The following is a 19,991-nucleotide window of genomic DNA, read 5'->3' as shown; positions in this document are numbered from 1 at the left end:
TCGTTGTGACCATTGACTGAATTGGTCACATCTATAAAATGGGGATTCTGCTCCGTCAGGAAGGATTCCCATGCTTCGGCACCTTGCCCCCTATGCCGTCTGCCTGTTGCCGCTCGCCATTGCGGCATGCGGCGACACCTCTGCCTCCGATCCGCGCACGGAGGCCCCGCTGGTCAGGGTGGGAACGGTGCAATCCGCATCCGCCCCGTCGCGGTCGTTCACGGGGATCGTGGCCGCCCGGGTGCAGAGCGACCTTGGCTTTCGCGTCTCCGGCAAGGTGCTGGAGCGCCTCGTCGATACCGGGCAGACCGTCAGGCGCGGCCAGCCGCTGATGCGCATGGACCCGCTGGACCTGGGATTGCAGGCGCGGGCGCAGCGCGAGGCGGTCGCCGCGGCGCGGGCGCGCGCCAGGCAAACGGCGGACGACGAAGCGCGCTACCGCGATCTGGTCGCCGAAGGCGCTGTGTCGGCGTCCGCATACGATCAGATCAAGGCCGCGGCCGATTCGGCCCGCGCGCAACTCAATGCCGCCGAGGCGCAGGCGGACGTCGCGCAGAATGCGTCGAGCTACGCCGTGCTGCTTGCCGATGCGGATGGCGTCGTGGTGGAGACGCTGGTCGAGCCAGGTCAGGTCGTCAGCGCCGGCCAGCCGGTGGTGCGCCTGGCGCGGGCAGGACAACGCGAAGCCGTCGTGCATCTGCCCGAGACGCTGCGGCCGGCCGTGGGGTCAGTCGCGCAGGCCAGGCTGTACGGAAACGGAGAGGCCGCCGTGCCGGCGAAGTTGCGGCAGATATCCAGTGCGGCCGATCGGGTCAGCCGTACCTTCGAGGCCCGCTACGTGCTCGAAGGCGCGCTGGCCCAGGCGCCGCTCGGTGCCACCGTCACCGTCGAGATTCCGGACGGCACGAATGCCACCCCGTCGTTGCTGGTACCGGTCGGCGCATTGTTCGATCCCGGCAAGGGGCCGGGCGTCTGGGTCATCGAAGGAAGCCCGGCGAAGGCGGTCTGGCGCTCCGTCAAGGTGCTCGCCTTGACCGACGACATGGCCCAGGTGTCGGGCAATCTCAAGCTCGGGGACCGGATCGTATCGCTGGGGGCCCATCTGCTGCGTGAGGGCGAGACCGTCAGGCCTGTCGGCGATGGCGAAGCGACGACCGCCGGAGAACGTCGATGACCGAGGGGCGTTTCAATCTTTCGGCGCTGGCAGTGCGCGAGCGCTCCATCACGCTGTTCCTGATCGTCCTGATCTCCGCCGCGGGCATTCTCGCGTTCTTCCAGCTCGGCCGCGCGGAAGACCCGCCGTTCACGGTCAAGCAGATGACGATCGTCACCGCATGGCCGGGCGCGACAGCGCAGGAAATGCAGGACCAGGTCGTCGAGCCGCTGGAGAAGCGCATGCAGGAGCTGCGGTGGTATGACCGCACCGAGACCTACACGCGCCCCGGACTGGCCTTCACCATGGTGTCGCTGCTCGACAGGACGCCGCCTTCGGAGGTCCAGGAGGAGTTCTATCAGGCCCGCAAGAAACTCGGCGACGAGGCGAAGAGGTTGCCCGCCGGTGTCATCGGACCCACGATCAACGACGAGTATGCGGACGTCACCTTTGCACTGCTGGCGCTCAAGGCCAAAGGCGAGCCGCAGCGGCTGCTGGCGCGCGAGGCGGAAGCGCTGCGTCAGCAACTGCTGCACGTGCCGGGGGTGAAGAAGGTCAACATCATCGGCGAGCAGCCCGAACGCATCTTCGTCTCCTTCTCCCACGACCGCCTCGCCACGCTGGGCGTCACGCCGCAGGGCATCTTCGCGGCGCTCAGCGCGCAGAACGTGCTGACCCCTGCCGGTTCCATCGAAACCCGGGGGCCGCAGGTCTTCATCCGCGTCGATGGCGCGTTCGACAAGCTGGAGACAATCCGCCAGACCCCGATCACCGCGCAGGGCCGAACGCTGAAGCTGTCGGATGTGGCGACCGTCGAGCGCGGCTACGAAGACCCCGCCACCTTCCTGGTCCGCAACAACGGCGAACCGGCATTGCTGCTGGGCATCGTCATGCGCGATGGCTGGAACGGGCTCGACCTGGGCAAGGCGCTCGAGGCGGAAACCACCAAAATCAACGCGGCGCTGCCGCTGGGAATGACCCTGACCAAGGTCACGGATCAGTCGGTCAATATCAGCTCGGCGGTCAACGAGTTCATGGCCAAGTTTTTCGCCGCCCTGCTCGTCGTGATGGTGGTCTGCTTCCTCAGCATGGGCTGGCGCGTCGGTCTCGTCGTCGCGGCCGCGGTGCCGCTGACGTTGGCGGCCGTGTTCGTCATCATGGTCGCCACCGGCAAGAACTTCGACCGCATCACGCTCGGCTCGCTGATCCTCGCACTTGGGCTGCTGGTCGACGACGCCATCATTGCCATCGAAATGATGGTGGTGAAGATGGAGGAAGGCTATAGCCGTCTCGCCGCCTCGGCCTACGCCTGGAGCCACACGGCGGCGCCGATGCTGTCCGGCACGCTGGTCACCGCCATCGGCTTCATGCCCAACGGCTTCGCGCGTTCCACGGCGGGCGAATACACCAGCAACATGTTCTGGATCGTCGGCATTGCGCTGATCGCATCGTGGGTCGTCGCGGTGGCATTCACGCCCTATCTGGGGGTCAGGATGCTGCCGGACATCCGGAAGATCGAAGGGGGGCACGATGCCATCTACAACACTCGCCACTACCAACGCCTGCGCGCGGTGCTGCGGCACGTCATCGCCCGCAAATGGCTGGTGGCCGGCACCGTCGTCGCGGCATTCGTGGTGGCGATCCTCGGCATGGGGCTGGTCAAGAAGCAGTTCTTTCCGACCTCCGACCGGCCAGAGGTGCTTGTCGAAGTGCAGATGCCGTATGGCACCGCGATCGAGCAAACCGGCGCCGCGACGGCGAAGGTCGAAGCCTGGCTGGCGAAGCAGAGCGAGGCGAAGGTCGTGACGTCCTACATCGGCCAGGGCGCTCCCCGCTTCTACCTGGCCATGGCGCCGGAAGTGCCCGATCCGTCATTCGCCAAGATCGTGGTGCTGACCGGCAACCAGCAGGAACGGGAAGCCCTCAAAGCCAGGCTGCGCCGGGCGGTCGCCGATGGGCTGGCCGCCGAGGCACGCGTGCGCGTGACCCAGCTCGTATTCGGTCCCTATTCGCCGTTTCCCGTGGCGTTCCGTGTCATGGGCCCGGACCCGGACAAGCTGCGCGCCATCGCCGCGCGCGTCGAGTCGGTCATGCATGCCAATCCGATGATGCGTACGGTCAATACGGATTGGGGTCCGCGTGTTCCCACCTTGCGCTTCACGCTGGACCAGGATCGTCTGCAGGCCATCGGGCTGACGTCGAGCTCGGTGGCCCTGCAGCTGCAGTTCCTGCTGAGCGGGGTGCCGCTTACCGAGGTCCGCGAGGACATTCGATCGGTACAGGTGGTGGGCCGCGCGGCCGGCGATATCCGCTTCGATCCGTCGAAGATCGCCGGCTTCACGCTGGAAGGAGCGGCCGGCCAGCGCATTCCGCTGTCGCAGGCAGGAACCGTTTCCGTCCGCATGGAGGACCCCATCCTGCGGCGCCGCGATCGCACGCCGACCATCACCGTGCGAGGCGACATCGCCGAAGACTTGCAACCTCCGGACGTATCGAGCGCCGTCATGAAGGAGCTGCAGCCGATCGTCGATGCGCTTCCCGCCGGCTATCGGATCGAACAGGCGGGCTCGATCGAGGAATCCGGCAAGGCGACGGTGGCGATGCTGCCGCTGTTCCCGATCATGATCGCGCTGACGCTGCTCGTCATCATCCTGCAGGTGCGCTCGATTGCAGCGATGGTGATGGTGTGCGCGACCAGTCCGCTCGGCCTGATCGGCGTCGTGCCGACCCTGCTGATTTTCCGGGAGCCGTTCGGCATCAATGCGCTGGTCGGCCTGATCGCGCTGTCCGGCATCCTGATGCGCAATACGCTGATCCTGATCGGCCAGATCCACCATAACGAGCAACAGGGACTCAGTCCGTACCACGCCGTCGTCGAGGCCACCGTGCAGCGTGCGCGGCCGGTGATATTGACGGCCCTGGCGGCGATCCTGGCGTTCATTCCGCTGACGCATTCGGTGTTCTGGGGAACGCTCGCCTACACGCTGATCGGCGGCACGTTCGCGGGGACGGTGCTGACCCTGGTGTTCCTGCCGGCCATGTACTCCATCTGGTTCAGGATCCGTCCCGCCACGGATCGCCCTCCCCTCGATCGCGACGCCGGCGACGCGAATCGGCCGACGCGGGAGCACTGGCAGGAGCGGGAGCCGGTCACAGGGGGCTAGCCGCGTCCGGCCGAAAGCCGGGTGTGGCAGACCTCAGGCCATCTCGCTCTCGAGCCGGCGCATCCGCGCCTGTATCGTCGCGGACAGCGCCATCAATGGCCCGGCCAGGTCGGCCTCGACGGTCTCCATATCCTGTTGCGTCGATACGCTGACGTTCAGGACATGGACTCCGTAGCCACTGATCTGCAGCGGCGTCGCCATGGCAACCACCTGCGGCTGCCATGACGCCACGCAGTAGCCCTTCTCGCGCACCGAAACGACGGCCGCCTCGATTTCGCGGCACAGGCGGCTCCAGCCGCGGCCCCGGTGTTTTTCTGCCATCGCCCGCAACATCGCCTGGAACGCGTCGGGGGCGAGCGTCGCGAGGTAGGCCCGTCCCAGCGAGGTCAATGCCATCGGGATGCGCTGCCCGCTGACCACCGTTCGCAGCGACTGCCGCCGGTTGTAGCGGAACGATTCGAGATAGACCATCTCGTCGCCGTCGGCGGCGGCCAGGCCGACATTGATCTTGTGCCGCACCGCGGCCTCCACCATCACCGGCGTCGCGACCTTGAGGATCTGCGAGCCGTCGCGCATGGCGTGGGCCATGCTGAGCACCGACACGCCGAGCCGATAGGCGCGCAAGCGCGGGACGTATTCGAGCATGCCGGTCTCGATCAGCGATTGCGTCAGGCGGCTGACGGTCGATCGGGACAGGCCGGTTCGCTCGGCGATCTCGCCGTTGCCCAGCATCGAGGAGCCGGCGCGGAACGCGCGCAGCACGGCGATTCCGCGTTCGAGCGAGCGATTGGGTGTTGCCTTGCCCTGGCCTGGCTTGATCCGTTCCATGCCGACAGTGTATTCGGCAGGAGCGTGCTCCATGGCGGATCGGCTCGTTCGCATGCAGGAGGGGACCGCGCCATCGATGGCTGCAAAGGGGCGGCCCCCCCCTTGCCTCATTCCCCCTTGCCCCCGCCGGCCAATATCGCCACCCCATCGACCGCCACGACGCCCTGACCCTGCGGCAGGACGAACACCGGGTTGATCTCGGCCTCCACCAGCCTGTCGCCGAGCGTGACTACCATCCGCGAGAAGGCGACGATGGCGTCCGCCAGCGCTTCCACGTCGGCGACCGGACGACCGCGGTAGCCTTGCAGCAGCGGCGCGGTCTTCAGCCGCTGGATCATCTCCAATGCGGCCTGCCGCGTCAGCCCCTGGCCGGGTGGCAACAGGCGCAGCGTCGTATCGCTGAACAGCTCCGCGGCAACGCCGCCCATGCCCAGCAGGATGGCGGTACCCAGCTCGTCGCGGTGCATGCCGAGGATAACCTCGACGCCGCCCCTGACCATTTCCTGCACCAGGTAACGCTCGGGCGCGATGCCCGTCGCGGACTGGACCGCCGCCGCCATCGTTGCCAGCCGTCCCGCCACCTCGTCAGCCGGAACATTGACCGCCACGCCGCCGATATCGCTCTTGTGCGCGATCTCGGCCGACAGCACCTTCAGCACGACATTGCCGCCGAAGTCCCGCGCGGCGGCGCTCGCCTCCTCGCCGTTGCCGACGATGACCTCCTTCGCCACCGGGATGCCAAAGCGCGCGAACAACGCCTTGGCCGCGGCCTCGTCCAGCGAACCCGTAGCGACCGTACCGAGGTCAGGCAACGGCAGCGCCGGCGTGCCCTCGTCGGCGTCCGTCGCGGCCCTGCCGGCCCGCCACATGGCGTCGAGCGCCACGGTGCATGCCTCCGGCGCGGTGAAGGCCGGCACGCCGCGGCGGTTGAGCAGCGATCCCACTTCCGGCGCATGCGGGCTGACGAAGGCGATCACCGGCTTGTCGCTGTCCGGAAGACAGTCGCGGATGGCATTGGCCATCAGGTCCGGCATTGCCAGACCGGACGAACCAACGATCACCGATACCGCGTCATAGCTCGGACTATCGAGCAGGATGCGGATCGCGGCGCGCAGCAGGTCCGGCTGCAAGCCCGCCAGCGTCACGTCGATCGGATTGCGGTCGAGCGCCGCATGGTCGCCCTTCTGCAGCGCGCGCAGCTTTGCCGCGGTGTCCTCGTCCGGTGCGGGCGTCTCGAAGCCGGCCAGCCCCAGGCTGTCCGAGACCAGGGTGCCGGCGCCACCGGTCGAAGTCAGGATGGCGATGCGCTTGCCGCGCAGCTTGCGCCCGGCCGCCAGCGCCGCCGGCATGTCGAGCAGGTCCGAGAAGTTCTGCGCGCGGATCACGCCAACCTGCTCGAACAGCGCGTCGTACATCCGGTCCGCGCCGGCCAGCGCGCCGGTGTGCGACACGGCGGCCCGTGCCCCGCTCTCCGAGCGGCCGATCTTGAACGCGACGACCGGCTTGCCGGCGCGCCTCGCCTTCAGCGCGGCACGGCGGAAGGTTTCCGGATTGCGCACGCTCTCCACGTACAGCGCGATCACGCGGGTGGCCTCGTCGTCGGCCAGGTAGTCGATGAAGTCGGCGAGGTCCAGGTCCACCTCGTTGCTGGTGGAGATCAGCTTGCTCAGCCCGATGCCGCGTGCCGCGGCGCGCGACAGCAAGGCACCGAGGATGCCGCCGCTTTGCGACACCACCCCGATGCTGCCCGCCGGAAACCGGTCCATCTCGAGCGCGCCGCTGGCTGACAGCGGAATATTGTCGGTCAGGTTGACCAGCCCGATGGTGTTCGGCCCGAGCAGGCGCATGCTGCCGGCCGCCTCGATCAGCTCGGCCTGGCGTCGTGCGCCTTCCGCGCCGGTCTCGGTATAGCCGCTCGCCAGCACGATCGCAGCGCCGGCACCGCGGGCGGCCAACTCCCGCACCGCCACGTGAGCACGCTCGGCGCCGAGCAGCACGATGCCGACGTCCGGCACCTCCGGCAGCGAGGCGATATCGGGATAGCAGCGCAGCCCGTCGATCGAATCGACCTTGGGGTTGACCGGGTAGATCGCCCCGCTGAAGCCATGCTTGCGCAGGTAGGACACGGGACGGCCGGCGGTCTTGGCGGGGTCCGCCGAAGCGCCGATCACGGCGACGCTGCGCGGCTTGACCAGTCGTTGAATGGCGTTCATGGTGTCAGGCCTGGCTGGTCTTGTTGAGGAAGGCCAGCACGGACTCGCGATGCGCGGTGCTGGTGTAGCAGATGCCTTGCGCCTGGCTGCCTTGCGCGAACACCTGGTCGGCCGGCAGCTCGAACGACTGGTTCATGATGCTCTTGCCCAGCGCGATGGCGGTGGCCGAGCCCTGGCTCAGTTCCGCGGCCCAGCGCAGTGCATCGTCGAGCAGCGCTTCGGGCGTGCTGAGGCGGTCGGCGATGCCGAGCGCCTTGGCTTCCTGCGCCGGCACCTTGCGGCCGGTGAACACGAGTTCCTTTGCCATCGACAGGCCGACGCGGCGCGGCAGGAAATACATGCCGCCGCCATCGGGGATCAGGCCGCGGTGAATGTACGACCAGGAGAACGATGCCGCTTCCGACGCGAGCACGAAGTCGCAGCACAGCGCGGTGTCGGCGCCGAGGCCGGCCGCGGCGCCGTTGACCGCCGCAATGGTGGGCTTGGGCATCGTATGCAGCAGCTTGACGGTATGGTGCACGCGCTGCTGGCGGCTCCACCCGTTGAACGCCACCTCGCCCTGCGGCGCTTCCATGCGGCGCTGCATGCCGGCCACGTCGCCGCCGGCGCAGAAGCCCTTGCCGTTGCCGGTCAGCACCAGCGCGCGGATCGCCTTGTCCGACGCCACACGTTCGAGCGCATCGATCAATTCGGTGCGCATGTCGTCGCTGATGGCGTTGCGCTTGTCGGGACGGTTGAAGGCGAGCAGCGCGATGCCCGCTTCGATCTTCAGTTCGATCAGGGAGTAGTGGTCCATGTCTTGATCCGGTGCGGTGTATGGAATGGGTTCTGTGGTCGGCGCCGCGCTCAGTCGACGGTGATGTTGGCTTCCTTGATGACCTTGCTCCACCGCTCGCTCTCGCCCTTCACGTAGCGGCCGAACTCTTCCGGCGTGCCGCCACCAACGGCCAGGCCTTCCTGCTCGGCGCGCTTGCGGAACGCTTCGGTCTGCACGGCCTTCTTCGCCGCCGCGTTCAGTCGCGCGATCACGGCCGGCGGCGTACCGGCCGGCGCAAACAGGCCATACCAGCTGTCGGCCACGTAATTGGGCACGCCGCCCTCGGCGATGGTCGGCACCTTGCTCAGCGCCGGCGCCTGGGAACGCTGCGCGGTCGTGACCGCCACCGCGCGCAACTTGCCGCTCTCCAGGTGCGGCGCGACGGCAGCCGCGGTGGCGAACATCGCGTCGACCTGCCCGCCCAGCAGGTCGGTAATGGCAGGGCCGGCGCCGCGATACGGCACATGGGTGATGTCGACCTTGGCGAGCTTCTTGAAGAGTTCGCCCGCCAGATGGGCCGAGGTGCCCGGGCCTTGCGACGCGTAGTTGAGCTTGCCCGGCCGCGCCTTGGCCGCTGCGATCAGGTCCTGCACGGTCTTGATGGGGCTGTCCGGCTTGACGACCAGGACATTGGGCGAGCGCCCCACCAGCATGACCGGCGAGAACGCCTTGTCGGTATCGAACGGCAGCTTCTTGTGCAGGCTCGGATTGACGGCGTGGGCCATGGTGGCCATCACCAGCGTGTAGCCGTCGGGAGCGCTCTTGGCGACCAGGTCGGTCCCGATGATCGTGCCGCCGCCCGGCTTGTTGTCGACCAGCACGGGTTGGCCGAGATCCTCGCCCATGGTGACGCCCATCGCGCGCGCGATCAGGTCCGTTCCGCCGCCCGGGGCAAACGGCACGACCAGGCGGATCGGCTTGTCGGGGAAGGCTGCCAGCGCGGGCAGCGGCGCGGCAACGGCCATCAGCAACGGCATGGCGGCGCTGGCGAGCCGGCGGGCGAATGGAGTGAAAATGGGGCCGAAAATCGGGGTTCGGATCGATGGCATCAAGCGTCTCCTGAAAATCCTTGAAGCGCCGCCGCCTGTTCACCTGCCGGCGAGGCGCGCCTTGTTTGTGGGAGACAGCTTAGGCCTTGTCCGCTCGGCATACAGCCCCCTATTTCCATTGCATGGAAATGCCGGAAAATGCCGCCGATGCTGGATCACACGGACGAAAAAAAGCCCGGCAGCGCGAAGCACGCTGCCGGGCACGATGCGCTGTGCGGCCGGTCCGGGGATGCCGCCCGCCGGCGGCCCTCAGAACTGATATTTGACGCCCGCGACGAACTGCCGGCCCAGGCCCGGGATCACCGCGAGATTGCCCCACGATGCGGGGTAGTACTCCTTGTCGAACACGTTGTGGACGTCGAAGAAGACGCGCGTCTTGCGGTCGATCTGCCAGTACGACACCAGCTTGACCGTGGCATAGGCGGGCAGCGAATACGTGTCGGTGGCATTCCCCGAGCGCGAGCCCACGTAGACGATGCCGGTGCCGACGCCATAGCGGCCGCCGAATCGCGGCATCGCATCTTCGCGGATCGCCAGCAGACTGGCGCTGACCTTCGGGATATTGGTCACGCGGGTACCGGGCGCGATGGCATTGTCTTCGGTGACCTTGGCGTTCGTCAGCGTGAAGCTGGCGCTGACACGCCAATGCTGGTCGAGCTGGCCGAAGGCGTCCGCCTCGAAGCCGCGGCTGGTGACCTCGCCGGCCGCGACGCTGAAGTTCGGATTGGTCGGGCTGCGGGTCAGCACATTGCTCTTGCGGATGTCGAAGACCGCCAGCGTCGCGCCCAGCTTCGCATCGGCCGATTGCCATTTGACGCCCGCCTCCAGCGCGCGTCCGCTCTGCGGATCGAAGGGATTGCCGGCCTCGTCCACGCCGCTGTTGGGCCGGAACGACTTGCCCCACGAGGCATAGAGCGAGGTCTGTGCATTGGGCAGCCACGTCACGCCCAGGCGCGGCGACACGGCATGTTGGTCCTGGCTGGTGGACCGGCCGGTGATCAGGTTGTCCAGGCGCTGGTGATAGCTGTCGAAGCGCACGCCCGCCAGCACCTTCCATTGCTCGCTCAGCGAAATCTCGTCCTGGACGAAGGCGCCCACGTTGCGCTGGTTCTCTCGCGTCGAGGTCGTCATCACCAGCGGCGGCTTGGGCTGGCCGTAGACCGGCTGGTAGATGTCGATCGCATAGGGGTTGGTCGCAAGCGTCGAGTACGCGATGTCCATGCCCATGTGCAGGCGCGACGCGTCGACGCCGAACAGCATGCGATGTCCCAGGCCGCCCGTGTCGAAGTTGCCTTCGACTTCGGCCTGCATCGAAGTGTCGCGCGACGGCAGCGTGCGCCAGCTGTGGCGGCGGGTCAGCGTGCGGCCGTCGGGCAGCACACTGCCGAGATCGGCGGCATAGCCTTCGAAGCCCGACTCCTTGTAGCTCGCCCCGATGCGGGTACGCCAGCCCGGCGCCAGCTCGCGCTCCAGCGTCAGCTGATGCGTATCGCTCGACAGATGCAGGTTCGGATCGTTGGGCTCGCCCAGATAGCGGTTGCGCGGCAGGTCGATCCTGCCGTTGACGTTGACCAGGCCGCGGTCCAGCGGCGTGCGCACGCGCATGAACTCGCCTTCGTACTGCAGCAGCGTCTTGTCGTCGAGCGCCCATGCCAGCGCCGGCGCGACGAGGTACTTGTTGTTGTCGATCAGCGAACTGCGGCTCGCGCCGTCCTCGCCCATGACGTTCAGGCGGTAGGCCAGCTTGTCGGTGATCGGACCGGTGCTGTCGACCGCGGCACGCCGAAAGCCGAGCGTGCCGACGCTGAGCTCGGCGCTCGTCGCCGGGGTGAACCTCGGCTTCTTGGTCACGATATTGATCGTGCCGCCCGGCTCGCTGCTGCCGTAGACGGCGGCCGCCGGGCCCTTGAGGAATTCGAAGCGCTCGACCGTGGCGGTGTCGCGCATCGGGTTATAGCCGCGAGAGCCGGGGAAGCCATTGACCAGGTATCCCATGTCCGTGCTGCTGAAGCCGCGGATTGCATAGTTGTCCCAGGTGCCGCCGAAATCGTTCAGGCGCGAAACGCCGCTGACGTAGTCGACCGTGTCGGCGAGGCGCGTGGCGCCGAGGTCGTCGATCAGTTCGGTGGTGACCACGCGAACGGATTGCGGTATTTCGCGCAACGGCGTGTCGGTGCGCGTCGCGCCGCGGCTTTCGGTAGGCACGTAGCCGCCGCCGGCATTCGCGCTGACGCGGACTTCGGGTAGATCGGCGGGGGCATCGTTGCTGGGCGTGTCGGCGTGGGCCATACCGAGCCCGAACCCGGACAGGACAGCCAGCGTGACCGGCCAGGCGAAGCGGCGGGTCGACAGGGTGATGGACATCGAAGGAGCGAAAAGTCGGCGGAAAACCGGCAATGATAACCGGAATCGCGAACGATTCGCATTTCGATTAGCCCTCGCCCAGGGTCGGGATGATGCCGGATCGCGGAACGGGTTCAGCGTAAGCGTCCTTGACATTTAAACCATCGTCCATCAAACCTTCCATCAGGGACCACAACGGAACGGCCTGACTCGGTCGGGCACCTTCCGGCAAATCGACAAACGGTCTCTACAGTGGCGGGGAGGACCAATGCGTGCGCTGCTGATTGTGGAAAATCCCACGCGACAAACGGCGCTCGCCGATTGGCTGCGGCGTCACCGCGATGTCGAACTGGTTTCCTGCATCGGTTTTTCCGAACTCGAAACGCTGTGCAGCCAGTTGGCCGAGCATGGGGCGCAACTTCTGATCATGGCGAAAGCCTCTTCGTACGAGCTTGCCATGGCGCAATTGGAAAAGGCGTGGCATTGCGCGCGCGAATTGCCGATCGTGCTGTTGCCGTGCCTGGAGCAAATCGATGGGAACGCCGCCGACCACAGGCAGGCTGCGTTCGAGCATGCCGTGCGCGTGATATCCGCGGGCATTCGTCCCATGCCACAGCCATCGGCGTTGGGCGACGCGTTCGCCGACGCAGAGGAGGAAGCGCGCAAGCTCGACCTGACACTGCGTCAATACCAGATACTGGTGCTGCTTTCGATGGGGCACCAGCAAAAGGTCATCAGCCGCATGCTGGACATCTCGCTTGCGACAGTCAAAAGTCATTCGGGGCAGCTGTACCAACGCCTGGGCGCGCGCAACAAGGCGGAAGCCATCTATGCCGCGCGCCAGCGCGGCGCGCAACTGGCGTGGCCCGATGCGCAAGCACCGGACAGGCCGGCCTGACACGTTGCATGGCCGCGCGTCGATGCGTCAATCAAGACGGCGGCACATGCAGTATGTCCTTGCGCTGAAACGCCGGTGGAAGTCCCTGGCGATCCGGATCTCTTCCGGCAATTGCTCCGGGGAACTGAGCGAAAAGCCGTATCGCGCAAAGAAGCTTGGATGCCTGTTGGTAAACAAGGCAGCGGATTTGCAGCCATTGGCGCGGGCGCGCATCAGCACGGCGCCGACGAGATGTGTCGCGATCCGTTGGTCGCGATATTCGGGAAGAACGGCGACTGCGCGGATGACGACCGTTTCGCCATGAATCTCGCCGCATACGCAGCCGATCGGCTGTTTGCCAAGCATGGCGAGGTGATACAGATGGGTCGATGCTTCGGCTACCTTGTACTTCAGACTGCAGATATCGAGCACCTCCAGGACTGCTGCCAAATCGACCGCCTTGGCGGCTCGAATTCTCACGCCCCTGATCATTCCTTGCACTCCGCTACGGGGACGCGTCTCGATGCTGCATCGATGATGCCGAGACGATGCAGCCCTGCATCCCGTCGGGCAAGGATGGCGCAATTGGCCGCGCCTAACCACTATCCATAGGAATACTTGATTTTCTCGGCGAGCCGCTTAGAGTCGGAATGTGCGAGATGAAAATCGCAGGGCCATCAACGCCATCAAGGCCATCAACAGAGGAAGGACGCCGCGCGATATCCGGTTGTATCGACGCGGCAATTCCAATTCCATGTGGACCGCCGCCGCTATTTCTTGCCGTTCCCCGCAAACGCCGCCGTAATGCCCAGCCCGATCAGCAACGAGCCACCGACGTAGCGCTCGAACGTCAGATACCCGCGGCTATGCCGTAGCCAGCGGCCCGCCGCGCTCGCGGCAAACGCATAGCACGCATCGCTGACCAGGCCCAGCAGCGTGAACAGCAATCCCAGGAACACGATCTGCATCGCCACGTGGCCGCGGCCGACGTCGACGAACTGCGGCAGGAAGGCCAGGAAGAACAACGCCGTCTTGGGATTGAGCAGATTGACAATGAAGCCGTCGCGGAACAGCCGCGCATAGCGGCGCTGCTGCGGTACGGCATCGACGGCAACGGGCCCCGGCCGGCCGAAGATCTTCTTCAGCCCGAGCCAGATCAGATAGGCGGCACCGGCATACTTCAGGATGCTGAACGCCACGGCCGACGAGGCCAGCAATGCGGACAGGCCCAGCGCGGCGGCCAGCACGTGCACCAGCGTGGCCGTATGGATGCCCAGATCCGATACCAGCCCGGCCTTGCGGCCCTGCTCCACCGATTGCGCGATGATGTACAGCACCGCGGGGCCCGGAATCACCAACAACACGAGCGCCGCGCTGACGAACAGAATCAGATTGCCTGTACTGGGGATAACGAATTCCATGGCTCGGTCTCCTGGTGGCGAGCATCGCTGGGAAGAAGAACCGTTACTCTACAGCAGGACCGACATCGGGGCCGGTCATGCGCTGCAGCATGCTTTACCTTGCGCCCAGGCGTTCCAATGGCGCGGTACGCGGCGAATTGCCTATCGGCAAAGGCATTCTTTCCATCATCGATATTTAATCTTGTTTGCCGGTCGAGGATAATCCTCAAAGAATCGCCGCTGTCCTCCCGTCCCGGGATTTCCACCGACCCTGCGTCACCGTTCAGAAGTGGGAACCCAATTTTCTGCCGAGGTATGTCTTGTCAAACGTCGCCCCAGCCGCATTGAGCGATTCCGTCGCCGAACTCTCCGAACGCGAGCAGCGCGGCAACATCATGCGGCTGACCGTCGCGCAGGCGCTGGCAGGCGCGAATTCGGTCGTGGTCTACGCGACCGGCGCGATCGTCGGCGACATGCTCGCCCCGGACAAGACGCTGGCCACGCTGCCCATTTCGATCTTCGTCGTCGGCATGGCGGCGTGCATCCTGCCGACGGGCGCCATCGCGCGCCGTTACGGCAGGCGTGCCTCCTTCCTGGCCGGCACCGCCTGCGGCGTGCTGGTCGGCCTGCTGGCCGCGGCCGCGGTCGTGTGGAGCTCGTTCTGGCTGTTCTGCCTGGCGACCTTCTTCGGCGGCGCCTATGCGGCCGTGGTGCTGTCGTTCCGCTTCGCCGCGGCCGACGGCGTCTCGCCGGCGCTGCGTCCGCGCGCGCTCTCGTTCGTGATGGGAGGCGGCGTCGTCGCCGGGGTCGTCGGCCCGCAACTGGTCACGCACACCATGCATCTGTGGCCGCCGCACATGTTCGCGGCGACCTTCGTCATGCAGGCCGTCGTCGCGCTGGTGTCGGCGCTGGTGCTGTGGGGCGTGCGGCTGCCGATGCCGACGGCGGCGGAAGTCGCCAGGGGGCGGCCGTTGTCGACGATCGCGCGCCAGCCGCTGTTCGTCACCGCGGTCATGTGCGGGGCCGTGACCTACATGCTGATGAATTTCCTGATGACGGCGGCGCCGCTGGCGATGCATCTGTGCGGCCATTCGCAGGAGAACGCCAACCTCGGCCTGCAGTGGCACGTCATCGCGATGTACGCGCCCAGCTTCTTCACGGGACGGCTGATTACCCGCTTCGGCGCGCAGCGCGTCGTCTCGGCCGGCCTGCTGCTGACCGGGATCTCCGCGGCGATCGGCCTGACCGGCATCGACGTGGCCCACTTCTGGCTGACCTTGATCCTGCTGGGGCTGGGCTGGAACTTCGGCTTCGTCGGCGCCTCGGCGCTGGTGCTGGAGTGCCACCGGCCCGAGGAAAAGACCAAGGTGCAGTCGCTGAACGACTTCATCGTCTTCGGCACGATGGCGATCGGCTCGTTTGCCTCCGGCGGTCTATTGGCCGCGTACGACTGGGATACCGTGCTGTGGGTATCGTTCGTGCCGCTGGCCCTCGCGGTCGCGGCGCTGATCGTGATGGCCGCCCAGGTCAGGCGCACCGCCTAGCGTGGCGGCCTGGGCGATCAGTCATGCCTTGACGCTGTCGTGGAGCGTTCGCGCGATGGCCTGGCTGACCTCGCTCACCCATTCGCTGACGTCGGCCCGACATTCGTGCCAGGCTTCGTCGGCGACATGACCGCGATACGCGTCGCGCGCCGTCGCCAATAACGCGCGCCGCTCCGGCGGCAGACGCGGCAGCAGCCAATCGGCCGCCGCGTCCTTCGGCACGATGTCGCCCGTGGCAACCGTGACCCACATGCGGGCCAGCGTCAGCATGACGTTGCGTTCGTCGCCGCGGACGTTGGCCACCAGCCCCGGCAAGCTGTCCGCCATCGCGCGCCGGATATCGGCGTAAGGAATCGCGGGGAGAAACTCGGCAAGCGCCGGCCCCATCAATGCGCGGTGGCTCTGCAAGGCCGTGGCGAGCACCAGCGTCAGATCGGGATCAATCGTCGGCACCGGCACCACGCCCGCGTCGAAATCGCCGCGCAGCCATTCGCCGTAGACGAAGTCGCTCCGTGCCGGGTGGCGCCACGGGGCGATGTCGCCGAGCACGACGACCGTGACCTCGGCATTGCGGGCCGGCCCCCGCCCCGCGCGCGCGCCGGAGACTTCCATCAACGCGGCCACCAGATCCTCGCGGCTCTGCCGGGACATCGTTCGATGCGTCAGCACCAGCAGGTCGACATCGCTGTCCGGCCGCAGCCCGCCGGCAATGGCGGAGCCGAACAGGTACGCGCCGGCGATGTCGTCACCCAGCGCGCGGACCACGACATCGAGAATGGGCTGGACTTCGATCGGGACGGGGTCGTTCGCAGGCGGTGGCATGGTGCGGTGGCGTCGTGGGGCGTCGTGGCGTCGTTGGCGGTTTCCAATCGAACCGCAATACTAGCGCGCTGTCGGCCCCAACACGTCCACGAGCGCGCTCCCCTGGCTCACCGCTCCAGCGCGTCATGAAATCGAGGCATTCCCGCGTCCCACTCGATCACCCTGCCCGCTGCCAGCAACCGCTGTTCGCGGAAACTTCCGGCCACCAGTTGCACGCCGGTCGGCAGTCCGCTGTCGATACCGGTTGGCACGTGCAAACCCGGCTGGCTCATCGCCGCGACGCCGATCAGCGGGGACTGATCCCTCAGCAGCATCTGCATCCGTTCGAGATCGTGCAGGTCCTCGCCCCACGGCATCGGCGGACGGCAGGATGTCGGCATCAGCACCAGCGGATAGCGCTCGAGAAACGCGTTCCACTCGCGGCGGAGCGCGTCGCGCCGCGCGAAGGCCGCGGCATAGGTGCGCAGGTCCGGCGGCGGCGCGCAGGCGGCCATGTTCCTTACCGACGCGATGATCGATGGGTCGCGCGTCGCCTCCACGGCGGCCATCATGCCCATCGGGACTTCCGTCATCACGATGGTCAACCAGATATCCAGCGCTTCGTCGAGCCGTGGCGGCGCGGCGCGTTCGACGCGGTAGCCGGCGGCTTGCAGCGCGCTGGCTGCCTGCCCAATGGCGCGTACCACTTCCGGGGCGAGCCGCGTGCCGGGAATCTCGTCCACGCAGGCCACGGGCACCGGCGCCGCGTCGTCCGGGAAATCCAGCGGCATCCCGACCCAGGTCGGATCGCGCGATCCGCTCGATGCCATGGCGCGGAACCCGAGCTCGACATCGTCGACGCATCGCGCCAGGGGCCCCTGCGCCGAGAACAGCTGCAGGCCGGCGAGACGCGGATCGGCCGTCGGCTGCCAGGCCGGCACGCGTCCGGGCGTGGGCCGCAGGCCGACCACGCCGTTGACATAGGCGGGATAGCGGATCGACCCGGCGATGTCGGTGCCGTGCGCGAGCCCGCCCATGCCGGCGGCGACCGCCACCGCCGCGCCGCCGCTGGAACCGCCCGACGTGATATCGGCGCTCCAGGGATTCAGCGTCCTGCCGTGCAGCGGGTTCTCGGTGAACCAGCGAAACGAGAACGGCGGCACATTGGTCCGCCCGACCACGATCGCGCCGGCGCGCCGCAGGTTCGCGACGACAGGACCGTCCTCCCGCGGCACGCGGCTACGGTAGGCCGGCACGCCGTTGCTCGTCGCCTCGCCTTCGACGTCGGCGTTGAGCTTGATCGTCACCGGCACGCCATGCAGGGGTCCGAGCGGGCCCGGCAAAGTCGAACGCAAGGCGTCGGCCCGCCGGGCCGCTTCGAACGCCCGCTCGCGATCCGCATGGACGATCGCATTGAGCCGCGGATTGATGGCGTCGATGCGCTCGTACACGCTGTGGACCGCCTCCACGCTCGACACCGTGCCGGCGCGAATCTGCGCCGCCAAGTCGGCGGCATCCCATTGCCACAATGCCGCCGGCAGCGAGGCTGCGCGAGCCGCGGCGCCGATGTCGTTGGGGTTCTTTCGCATGCTCGTCCCTTCCTCAATCGAGCTTGATGCCGTTCTGGCGGACGACCTGCTCATAGGTCGCGCTGCGCGCCTCGATCGCGCGGCGCATCTGCGCGCCGGTCCAGGGCGTGGCCTCGAAATTGAAGGTCTTGTAGCGCGCCTGCACGTCCGGGCTGGCGACGGCGGCGAGCAGGTCCTTGTTGATCCTGTCGAGGATCGCCGCGGGTGTGCCCTTCGGCGCCATCAGCGCGACGAAACCGCTGGGCACCGCATTGGCCGGACCGCCGGACTCGGCCAGCGTCGGCACATCCGGCATGGCAGGCAGGCGCTGGGCGCTGGTCACCGCGAGATAGCGGACACGACCGGACTGATAGACGAACTCGGTCGAGGCCATCGCCCCCAGCGCCCAATCGGTTTCGCCCGTGCTGACGCCGGTATAGAGCTGTCCCATCTCCTTGTATGGCACGTGCAGCATCCTGACGCCGGCCTGGCTCTCCAGCAGCGCGGACTGCAGGTGCGCCGTGCTGCCGACGCCCCAGGTGCCATAGCTGACCTTGCCCGGCCTTGCCTTCGCGGCGGCGAGCAGATCGCCGACCTTCTTCCAGGGAGACGACGACGACACCACCACGAAGAACGGCGTGCAGTAGAGCACGCCGACCGGCTCGAAGGCATCGAACACGCGGAAATTGCGGCTCTTGAACAGATGCGGCAGCGCGCTCAGCGCATCGCCATCGTGCAGCAGCAGCGTGTGGCCGTCGGGTGCCGCCGCGCGCGCGGCGTTGATGGCAATAAAGCCCGCGCCGCCCGGCCGGTTTTCGATGACGACGGGCGTCTTCCATTGGATCGCCAGCTTCTCGGCGACGGCGCGCATCATCGCATCCGGTCCGCTGCCGGCAGAGAACGTGCTGACGATGGTCACCGGCTTGGTCGGGAAGGCGCCGTTGCCGGCGGCGAATGCCGGCCTCGGCAAGGCCTGCGTCAGCGACGCGGCCGCCAGCAGCGTCGCGGCGACGCCTTGAAGGACAAGGACGATGGACGCGCGCCGCATGGTCGCCGTGGTGCTGGTCGAGCTCACTGCGGCGCCGCTGGTGCTGGGACCTCTGGCGCTGGGAACGCTGGTGTTGGGAATCATCGCGGTCTCCTTCCCGGTTCGATGCAACCCATTCTTGTGCCGGCCGGCCCGCCGAGCAACAGCGCCGCGGGATACCATATATCGAATTCTTCGATATCCCTGTGCGGAGACATCCGATGGCATCGCTGGACCTGGAATGGATTGCAATATTCGACGAGGTCTACAAGGCCTGCAGCGTGTCGCGGGCGGCGGACAAGCTCGGCATGACGCAAGGCGCGGCGAGCACGGCGCTGAATCGCTTGCGCGCCTACTATGGCGATCCGCTGTTCACGCGCACCGCGCGCGGGGTATTGCCGACGCCTCGGGCCGACGCGCTGCACAAGGTGCTGCGCGAGGTCCGCGCGATGCTGGAACAGGCCCGCACCGGCTCGGCCTTCGATCCCGCCCGGGCGAAGCGCTCGTTCCGCATCTGCATGACCGACCTGGGTGAAATCGCCCTGCTGCCGCGGCTGCTGAACTACCTGCAGCGCCATGCGCCCGGCATCGACATCGATGCGGAACGCATCACCGTCGACAGCGCGCGGCGGCTCGAAGAGGGAGCGGTCGATGTGGCGGTCGGCTACATGCCGCAGCTGGAGGCGGGCTTTTATCAGCGCACCCTGTTCGAGCAGGACTTCGTCTGCATCGCCAGCCGTTCGCATCCACGCATCGGCAAGACACTGTCGAAGGCGGCCTATCGGCGCGAGCGGCATGCCACGGTGGCCACCACGGGCACTGGCCACACCGTCATCCTGGACAAGGCCCTCGCCGGCCATGGCGCGTCACCACGCGTCGCGCTGCACGTGCCGAGCTTCCTGGCCCTGGCGCAGATCGTCGGCGAGACCGAGCTGCTCGCCACGGTGCCCCGGCACTACGCCGCCGTGATGCAGTCGCGCGAGCCGATCCGGCTGCTCGCGCTGCCGTACGAGATCCCGCGCTACGAGGTCAAGCAGCACTGGCACGTGCGCTACCACCGCGATCCGGCCAATGCCTGGCTGCGGCAGGTCATCGCCGACCTGATGCCGTCGGCGGTGATGAGTCCGCCGGCGGCGCCACGACGGAGTCAATCGCCGCAAAAGTCGCGGTGAATAGGCCGGCCAATCTCCGCAAAAGGTGCGGCGAA

Annotated in this window: 15 protein-coding genes; 5 read left to right on the top strand and 10 right to left on the bottom strand. The window is 67.2% G+C overall.

The window, feature by feature from the left end:
• Nucleotides 1-70 precede the first annotated feature (70 nt).
• Nucleotides 71-1,174, top strand: a complete 1,104-nt coding sequence (locus tag AC6EI8_RS02555) for an efflux RND transporter periplasmic adaptor subunit (protein ID WP_498381204.1) — start codon at nucleotides 71-73, stop codon at nucleotides 1,172-1,174.
• Nucleotides 1,171-4,317, top strand: coding sequence for an efflux RND transporter permease subunit (locus AC6EI8_RS02550; protein WP_498381203.1), 3,147 nt, complete (start codon nucleotides 1,171-1,173; stop codon nucleotides 4,315-4,317). The genes AC6EI8_RS02555 and AC6EI8_RS02550 overlap by 4 nt, the downstream gene beginning before the upstream one ends.
• A gap of 33 nt (nucleotides 4,318-4,350) precedes the next feature.
• Here AC6EI8_RS02550 and AC6EI8_RS02545 read toward each other — a convergent pair whose 3' ends face one another.
• From AC6EI8_RS02545 to AC6EI8_RS02525, 5 genes are all read right to left on the bottom strand, one after another.
• Nucleotides 4,351-5,178: an IclR family transcriptional regulator gene (locus AC6EI8_RS02545; protein WP_498381202.1), complete on the bottom strand. Its 828-nt coding sequence runs from the start codon at nucleotides 5,176-5,178 to the stop codon at nucleotides 4,351-4,353.
• 74 nt (nucleotides 5,179-5,252) lie between these two features.
• Complete coding sequence (locus AC6EI8_RS02540) at nucleotides 5,253-7,358, bottom strand: acetate--CoA ligase family protein (protein WP_498381201.1); 2,106 nt, start codon at nucleotides 7,356-7,358, stop codon at nucleotides 5,253-5,255.
• 4 nt (nucleotides 7,359-7,362) lie between these two features.
• Entirely contained in the window at nucleotides 7,363-8,154 is a 792-nt protein-coding gene (locus AC6EI8_RS02535; RefSeq protein WP_149316747.1) for an enoyl-CoA hydratase/isomerase family protein, read from the bottom strand.
• A gap of 50 nt (nucleotides 8,155-8,204) precedes the next feature.
• Nucleotides 8,205-9,152, bottom strand: coding sequence for a tripartite tricarboxylate transporter substrate binding protein (locus tag AC6EI8_RS02530; RefSeq protein ID WP_226107661.1), 948 nt, complete (start codon nucleotides 9,150-9,152; stop codon nucleotides 8,205-8,207).
• Nucleotides 9,153-9,473: 321 nt separating this feature from the next.
• The gene (locus AC6EI8_RS02525; protein ID WP_498381200.1) at nucleotides 9,474-11,588 is read right to left on the bottom strand and encodes a TonB-dependent siderophore receptor; all 2,115 of its coding nucleotides are present in this window, start codon (nucleotides 11,586-11,588) and stop codon (nucleotides 9,474-9,476) included.
• 247 nt (nucleotides 11,589-11,835) lie between these two features.
• Here AC6EI8_RS02525 and AC6EI8_RS02520 point away from each other — a divergent pair, with 247 nt between their 5' ends.
• On the top strand, nucleotides 11,836-12,465 hold the full coding sequence (locus AC6EI8_RS02520; protein WP_498381199.1) for a response regulator transcription factor: 630 nt from the start codon (nucleotides 11,836-11,838) through the stop codon (nucleotides 12,463-12,465).
• 27 nt (nucleotides 12,466-12,492) lie between these two features.
• Here AC6EI8_RS02520 and AC6EI8_RS02515 read toward each other — a convergent pair whose 3' ends face one another.
• Together AC6EI8_RS02515 and AC6EI8_RS02510 are read right to left on the bottom strand one after the other, a co-directional pair.
• Nucleotides 12,493-12,936, bottom strand: coding sequence for a GNAT family N-acetyltransferase (locus tag AC6EI8_RS02515; RefSeq protein WP_149316743.1), 444 nt, complete (start codon nucleotides 12,934-12,936; stop codon nucleotides 12,493-12,495).
• 278 nt (nucleotides 12,937-13,214) lie between these two features.
• Entirely contained in the window at nucleotides 13,215-13,865 is a 651-nt protein-coding gene (locus tag AC6EI8_RS02510) for a LysE family translocator (RefSeq protein ID WP_149316742.1), read from the bottom strand.
• A gap of 374 nt (nucleotides 13,866-14,239) precedes the next feature.
• Here AC6EI8_RS02510 and AC6EI8_RS02505 point away from each other — a divergent pair, with 374 nt between their 5' ends.
• Entirely contained in the window at nucleotides 14,240-15,388 is a 1,149-nt protein-coding gene (locus AC6EI8_RS02505) for an MFS transporter (protein WP_265633499.1), read from the top strand.
• 21 nt (nucleotides 15,389-15,409) lie between these two features.
• Here AC6EI8_RS02505 and ant(3'')-Ib read toward each other — a convergent pair whose 3' ends face one another.
• The 3 genes from ant(3'')-Ib to AC6EI8_RS02490 form a co-directional block, all read right to left on the bottom strand.
• A complete protein-coding gene (gene ant(3'')-Ib / locus AC6EI8_RS02500) occupies nucleotides 15,410-16,210 on the bottom strand; it encodes an aminoglycoside nucleotidyltransferase ANT(3'')-Ib (RefSeq protein ID WP_498381198.1) in 801 nt (266 codons plus the stop codon).
• 107 nt (nucleotides 16,211-16,317) lie between these two features.
• Entirely contained in the window at nucleotides 16,318-17,778 is a 1,461-nt protein-coding gene (locus tag AC6EI8_RS02495) for an amidase (RefSeq protein WP_498381197.1), read from the bottom strand.
• A gap of 13 nt (nucleotides 17,779-17,791) precedes the next feature.
• Complete coding sequence (locus AC6EI8_RS02490) at nucleotides 17,792-18,889, bottom strand: Bug family tripartite tricarboxylate transporter substrate binding protein (RefSeq protein WP_498381196.1); 1,098 nt, start codon at nucleotides 18,887-18,889, stop codon at nucleotides 17,792-17,794.
• A 116-nt stretch (nucleotides 18,890-19,005) separates the two neighbouring features.
• Between AC6EI8_RS02490 and AC6EI8_RS02485 the strand changes: the two genes are divergently transcribed.
• Complete coding sequence (locus AC6EI8_RS02485; protein ID WP_149316738.1) at nucleotides 19,006-19,956, top strand: LysR family transcriptional regulator; 951 nt, start codon at nucleotides 19,006-19,008, stop codon at nucleotides 19,954-19,956.
• The last annotated feature ends 35 nt before the right edge of the window (nucleotides 19,957-19,991 follow it).

The sequence above is a fragment of the Cupriavidus sp. R6-3 genome (assembly GCF_059772245.1).
The sequence above is the reverse complement of the archived record's forward strand: the minus strand, read 5'-3'. Positions and strand labels throughout refer to the sequence as shown.

Excerpts from the sequence above, each read along its gene's own strand:
- AC6EI8_RS02555 (WP_498381204.1), top strand. The coding sequence starts at position 71 with ATGCTTCGGCACCTTGCCCCCTATGCCGTCTGCCTGTTGCCGCTCGCC.
- AC6EI8_RS02550 (WP_498381203.1), top strand. The coding sequence starts at position 1,171 with ATGACCGAGGGGCGTTTCAATCTTTCGGCGCTGGCAGTGCGCGAGCGC.
- AC6EI8_RS02545 (WP_498381202.1), bottom strand. The coding sequence starts at position 5,178 with ATGGAGCACGCTCCTGCCGAATACACTGTCGGCATGGAACGGATCAAG.
- AC6EI8_RS02540 (WP_498381201.1), bottom strand. The coding sequence starts at position 7,358 with ATGAACGCCATTCAACGACTGGTCAAGCCGCGCAGCGTCGCCGTGATC.
- AC6EI8_RS02535 (WP_149316747.1), bottom strand. The coding sequence starts at position 8,154 with ATGGACCACTACTCCCTGATCGAACTGAAGATCGAAGCGGGCATCGCG.
- AC6EI8_RS02530 (WP_226107661.1), bottom strand. The coding sequence starts at position 9,152 with ATGCCGTTGCTGATGGCCGTTGCCGCGCCGCTGCCCGCGCTGGCAGCC.
- AC6EI8_RS02525 (WP_498381200.1), bottom strand. The coding sequence starts at position 11,588 with ATGTCCATCACCCTGTCGACCCGCCGCTTCGCCTGGCCGGTCACGCTG.
- AC6EI8_RS02520 (WP_498381199.1), top strand. The coding sequence starts at position 11,836 with ATGCGTGCGCTGCTGATTGTGGAAAATCCCACGCGACAAACGGCGCTC.
- AC6EI8_RS02515 (WP_149316743.1), bottom strand. The coding sequence starts at position 12,936 with ATGATCAGGGGCGTGAGAATTCGAGCCGCCAAGGCGGTCGATTTGGCA.
- AC6EI8_RS02510 (WP_149316742.1), bottom strand. The coding sequence starts at position 13,865 with ATGGAATTCGTTATCCCCAGTACAGGCAATCTGATTCTGTTCGTCAGC.
- AC6EI8_RS02505 (WP_265633499.1), top strand. The coding sequence starts at position 14,240 with ATGCGGCTGACCGTCGCGCAGGCGCTGGCAGGCGCGAATTCGGTCGTG.
- AC6EI8_RS02495 (WP_498381197.1), bottom strand. The coding sequence starts at position 17,778 with ATGCGAAAGAACCCCAACGACATCGGCGCCGCGGCTCGCGCAGCCTCG.
- AC6EI8_RS02490 (WP_498381196.1), bottom strand. The coding sequence starts at position 18,889 with ATGATTCCCAACACCAGCGTTCCCAGCGCCAGAGGTCCCAGCACCAGC.
- AC6EI8_RS02485 (WP_149316738.1), top strand. The coding sequence starts at position 19,006 with ATGGCATCGCTGGACCTGGAATGGATTGCAATATTCGACGAGGTCTAC.